General features: G+C 56.0%; 1 protein-coding gene. It reads left to right on the top strand.

From position 1 onward, the window contains the following. A partial coding sequence (locus ACXJ7R_RS33685; protein ID WP_457155563.1) for a hypothetical protein occupies positions 1-504 on the top strand: 504 nt, incomplete at its 5' end. Positions 505-1,147: the final 643 nt, after the last annotated feature.

The following is a 1,147-nucleotide window of genomic DNA, read 5'->3' as shown; positions in this document are numbered from 1 at the left end:
CCACTACCGTTGATTTCCAAGGGTTTCCTGCGACTATCGGCAATCCATGCGACATGGACGCGACATGAAAGGCGGGAGCAAACGGTGCCGACAAAGTTGGAGAAAGATCAGGAAGCTATAGGCCGAGTCTTACAATTTCTGCTTGAAGGAGGTCTCGGTACGAGAGGCTTCGACTCGTACAGGGACGGCCTAAACCTACTGCAGATGGATAACGTCAAAGAGGCCACCAAGGTCTTGGATGACGTTCTGAAGTGGATGCTCGACGAGCGCCTCATCCGAGCCATGAATGTGTCGCGAACTTTGGCGCACGGCACCACCTACATAGGCGTTCAGCTCACCTCGAAAGGCATTGCAGCGCTCCAAGTGAGATCCGCACCGGATGAAAAGACAGTTGTGGAAACGCTTTCAGATAATAAGAAGAGCGACCTTGCGCCTTCGACATACGTGAAGATTGGTGCGCTGTTTGGCGGCTTTGTGGGCGGGACGATCAAGGCCATTAGCTAGGCCCGCCACCGTGAGGCTGCGGGCCATCAAGCGGCAAGTTTGCCGGTTGGTCAGCCGATGAGCACTTCCTGCGATTCCAAGTGCGGCCGGGATGGTCGCGGCTAATGCCGCTGTATATCGCTCATACTGAAGGCACCGGTCTGGAAATTCGGTTACGCGCATACCTCCCCCTTCCGTTTCATCCCATTAAGTCATTTATTGTCAACGTCTTGGGGGGCTACGTTGCACCTTACGTGCCTTCCTATCCCGCACGATACCGTAACGTTGCGTTGCAAAAAGCGTAGCAGTTTGTTCGCAGCCTGTTCACCCGTTGCTCTCCAAGCCGAAGTACGGAAGCGATTACGCCTGCCCAATCTGTTGGCAGGAACGCGGCGTTATTACGTGGCTCCTTTTCGTGGAGATAGACCATGCTTACCATTGCAAGATCTGCGGCTTCAAAAGAAGCCGTCGATGGGCAAGTGAAAAGCCCGCCGCCGTGAAGCAGAAGGCCCTTCGGCGCGCCCCTGCGATCAGGAATTCTTATCGCCGTTTGGATTTGGCACCGGCGCCTCTTCCACGTCCCGTGGTGGCGGATCGACGTGTCTAGGCTCTGGCGACGCTTCACTGTCGGGACGACGGACAGGTGTCTTCTTCGGGTCGGGCC

It is taken from the genome of Mesorhizobium sp. P5_C1 (assembly GCF_054049815.1).
This window is presented reverse-complemented; position numbering and strand designations above follow the sequence as displayed.